This is a genomic window from Vibrio sp. 1727 (assembly GCF_033344415.1).
Classification (GTDB): domain Bacteria; phylum Pseudomonadota; class Gammaproteobacteria; order Enterobacterales; family Vibrionaceae; genus Vibrio; species Vibrio alginolyticus.
This window is the reverse complement of record NZ_JAWPOT010000340.1, coordinates 1-656: the sequence shown is the minus strand read 5'-3', so window position 1 is coordinate 656 and position 656 is coordinate 1. Positions and strand designations below refer to the sequence as shown.

Genomic DNA, 656 nt, shown 5'->3' with positions numbered 1-656 from the left:
TGATTTCTTCAAAGCCTTGGCGACCAAATACAACTACTTCATCGTTTGCCTGAACACCAATGATGTCAGTGACATCAACCATAGTAGTGTTCATTGACGCTTTACCCATTACGCGAGCACGCTGACCGTTGATCAGAACGTCAGCTTTGTTGCTTAGTGAACGGGCGAAACCGTCTGAGTAGCCGATAGGCAGGTTAGCCAGGATAGAGTCACGCTCTAAAACTTTAGTGCTGCCGTAGCCGATTGTGCTGCCTGCAGGGAAGAAGTGCAGTGATGCTACGCGTGTTTTGAAAGACACGATGCGCTCGTAAGGTAGGGTTGCAGGGGAGTCACCGTACAGCATGCCGCCAGGACGAACCATATCCAGATGTGCTTCAGGCAGATTTAGCGTGATGTAAGAGTTAGCCACGTGCAGTGTGATGTCTTTACGTTTCAGACCTGCGCTGTCCATTAGCCACTTTGTTTCTACTTTGAAACGGTCAACCTTGCGGCGGATTTCATCAAGACCTTCATTCGGGAAGTGGGTCATCATACCTACGATTTTTAGGTTAGGATCGCTTGCGATTTCTACACCTTCAACCTGACCTTCATACGTTGTCAGATCCAGACCATTACGACCCATGCCTGAAGTATTCAGAGCAAGGTGAACAGGAATA

At 48.3% G+C, this 656-nt stretch carries 1 protein-coding gene; it reads right to left on the bottom strand.

Going from position 1 to position 656, the window contains the following annotated elements:
- Positions 1–656, bottom strand: a 656-nt coding sequence (locus R8O10_RS25620) for an alanine racemase C-terminal domain-containing protein (RefSeq protein WP_318192009.1), incomplete at both ends; no start/stop codon positions are given.